The organism is Halalkalirubrum salinum (assembly GCF_005543295.1).
GTDB lineage: Archaea > Halobacteriota > Halobacteria > Halobacteriales > Haloferacaceae > Halalkalirubrum > Halalkalirubrum salinum.
Map to the genome: position 1 here is coordinate 1 of NZ_SRSG01000043.1, position 3158 is coordinate 3158.

General features: G+C 48.0%; 2 protein-coding genes and 1 pseudogene. 1 reads left to right on the forward strand and 2 read right to left on the reverse strand.

Going from position 1 to position 3158, the window contains the following annotated elements:
- Window positions 1–634 precede the first annotated feature (634 nt).
- Together E5K03_RS13680 and E5K03_RS13685 are read right to left on the reverse strand one after the other, a co-directional pair.
- A pseudogene (locus tag E5K03_RS13680) lies at window positions 635–886 on the reverse strand (transposase); the annotation flags it as partial.
- A gap of 46 nt (window positions 887–932) precedes the next feature.
- A complete protein-coding gene (locus tag E5K03_RS13685) occupies window positions 933–1763 on the reverse strand; it encodes a hypothetical protein (RefSeq protein WP_138007369.1) in 831 nt (276 codons plus the stop codon).
- Between the two features lie 744 nt (window positions 1764–2507).
- Here E5K03_RS13685 and E5K03_RS13690 point away from each other — a divergent pair.
- The gene (locus E5K03_RS13690; protein WP_138007370.1) at window positions 2508–2690 is read left to right on the forward strand and encodes a hypothetical protein; all 183 of its coding nucleotides are present in this window, start codon (window positions 2508–2510) and stop codon (window positions 2688–2690) included.
- Window positions 2691–3158 lie beyond the last annotated feature (468 nt).

Genomic DNA, 3158 nt, shown 5'->3' on the forward strand with positions numbered 1-3158 from the left:
TCTCGCTGTTGATGAACAAGAGATGCGAAACCGTCCAAACAACTTTATCGCTAGCGGTGGTTGGTTGAGCCGGCAGAATTTCCATAGGTGAATACAGGTTGAACTGACAATCGCAAGCCAGAACATATCTCCTACAACGGATTTGAATAAAGCGGGAGGATTTCACCTATGGAAACGCTGCTAGCCGACGAAACCACGTCTAGCAACAAAATGATTACGCCGTCCGGGGATCTGTTCCTTTCACAGCCGGTAGGCGGTCGAAACGTGTGTGCGGTGCGGTCGCTATCTAGCGATAGCGGATGCTAAAGAAAGGCTCCGACCGACCGCTGAGAGCCGCCGATTTGGCGGCCCTCAGCTCCCTCGTCTGTCTGCCCGGCCAGTGGTCATCATCGTTCGGAGAGGCGATCTTGTGACTCGGGACGCCAGCACGTGAAGCAGAGATTCACCTATTCGGGCTTTCCCGGATGCCGCGCGGGGCGGCATCCGGGCTGTAGCGCCCATGATTCGACTTCTTTCGCGCATGGACCAGTCAACAGAACATGCTTGATGGCACCGAATCCTTATCCGTCTCTTGCGCCCCATATCTTGGTTCACGTTCTCTAGGGATAGCAGCGTTTCCATCGAGTCAACAGAGCCTGATAGTGTAGAACATCTCTTCGAACTCAAAGCGATACTGATCAAAAATCGTGTCCGTGAGATACTTGAAATATGTCTCACTGTCGTTGCACCAGTACTGCTGAGGGTCTTTTCCTGTGGTTCCTCGCTTGACGACCTGCTCACTCTTGCAGTAGACTCACGTCACTGTCTCGCCGAAGCGGGCGAGACGAAAACGCTCAAAACATCTATCTCGTGATGGGAGAAAGAGTTGAGCAGACTCTTTATATATGATTGACCAGTCATTGATTCGCCAGCAAAATCAATATTACAAATTATCAAGAAGAGCAATAAAATAAAACTACGGCTGAAACAGCAGTCCCAACTATGAATCCGATTCCGTGAGCAAAAATATTCACGAATGAATTATTGACCACGAGCTCCGTAGGAAACATTTGAAGAGTCAAGATAACCAACACTAGCACAATAAGACCGCCCCCAGCTATTTGAAACAGGAGTTGATCGCGTGTACGAGTCTGAACCGATCTTTCCCAGTCATGGTAATACAGCACGGGAGCGGCTTGGATACAAATTCCAAAGGCCACCAAACCACCAACGATTGGACGGATTGTCCTCGCATACACAGTATCGATAAGCAACAGCAACAAGAGGATGAGTCCAACAGCGATAGTCTGCGCAATCTCCGCCGTATGTACTTCTCGAACCGCGGCTGTAAAGCTAATTAGTAAGAATCCAACGAATGCGGCGACCACACCTGAAAATCCACGGGTAACACCGTTGATTTCTGGGAGATATGTACCGTACAGTAGAACGTTGGCGCTATTGACAACGAGCGGCGTGATAACTAGGAGTCCAAGTGTTGTCCGCCTAAACCACAGTCGGCGGTCAATATATAGACAAAGCCAGTACACATAACTCACTGTCAACAAGTATCCTATGAGATTTGTTTGGAGATGGTTAGAACCGGCATGGACGTACGCAGCTGTCAGTAATGTGTGCCACTGCGGATCAGCCGGTTGAAGTGCTAGTTGATCTTGAAGAGACGAAGGAATGAGTACGTGAATCGTGGTGAGTATCGCTACGATGCTTATAATGAGAAGCAGATCTATGCTATGATCTTTACTGATCGGTAGCGTGGTGGCCCTCATCATTCATCCTCCACAGCAGCAGCAAAAAGTACGAATACAATTAGTAGCGCAAGGCATGTCGCTGCTACGGGAGTGATTGTGGGCGTTGATGCCAACGCTGCCTGAATATCAATAGCTGCGGCAGTCAGGGGTCCAACTAAAATGAGGAAGACTATTCCTCCAAGAATTATTCGAGGTTCGACCGTACCTCGATCATCCATTGGACCGTATAATTCCGAATCAGTACAGTTTGAACAGTGCTCATGATTTGATCTGCACATGGGCAGTTCATTTCACATTCCACAGAAACATATAAATAGAAGATACTTCATACAAAATACACGTTGTGACAGGAATCATGTCCCCAAATTCTGCTAGTGATTGCCATCACGACCCTTCTCAGTCTGGTGGTTCTTGATGAAATCAAAACAAGAGCTTTTAGACGCCTACGATGGTCCAAATCAAGGGACAAAAAGAGAAGTTATCAAATATTTATACGATAATCCGAAAGTAGAGCACAAACCGGAGACTGTATTTAATGGGGTCCACGATGATTGTCCCGCAAATACCACAGACACAGTCGCTAATCAGCTATCAGCGCTAGCAACTGAACACGACAACATCGATCATCAAACACGGTCATTCTACCAATGGGCTGGTGATGGTCGCCGACGCCCCAACCGGAGACTCCGTTCTACAATTGAGGCAGGACGAGACTGGGTGGGCTCCCTCGGATTCTCCTATGGAACAGGCGTTCTCGCGTTCATGACATGGGCCATCGGAATACTGTGTGCACTCGTTAGTCTCATTCCGCTGTTCACCTCCATTCAACCACTCGGTGCGGACTTCATTGTCTGGTTCTTTTTGGCAGGATTGATGACCATTCTCGGCTCGACAGCAGTGATGGTCTGGGTACCACTCTACCTCCTCGACGTACGGACAGCATAGTGACTAACAGAGTTTTCGAGATCTGTCTATATTGGACTAATATTCTAAAGTTGAATCACTGCTTATTAGGCTCTGAACTCAGGGTTCTTCAAGACCGTCGCAGAGAACGATCGCTGTCAGCCAGCAGTTTCATTATCAGCCTCAGATGAGCCCCCACGACCGTGGCGCATATCAATCTCATTGAACTATAATGTGGTTTTCGTATCGATCCCCGAAGCTTGAACGTGGTACATCCGCGACCTTATCACCGGATTCGTAGAAACGGCTGAAAGGGGTACTTTTGAATCTCAATAATAACGAGTTTTAGCAGTTATGTATTACAGGCCTGTAGAAGTGGAGGGAGCGTCAATTCTTCCGGTTCGACAACATAATTCGTAGTTGGATAGCAGTTCTATGTCGAGACGATTTCGTAGCAGTCTCATAGACCGTTCTCTAATGCAGAACTAACTGTGTCACTGGGGAGTCGTG

Excerpts from the sequence above, each read along its gene's own strand:
- E5K03_RS13685 (WP_138007369.1), bottom strand. The coding sequence starts at position 1,763 with ATGAGGGCCACCACGCTACCGATCAGTAAAGATCATAGCATAGATCTG.
- E5K03_RS13690 (WP_138007370.1), top strand. The coding sequence starts at position 2,508 with ATGACATGGGCCATCGGAATACTGTGTGCACTCGTTAGTCTCATTCCG.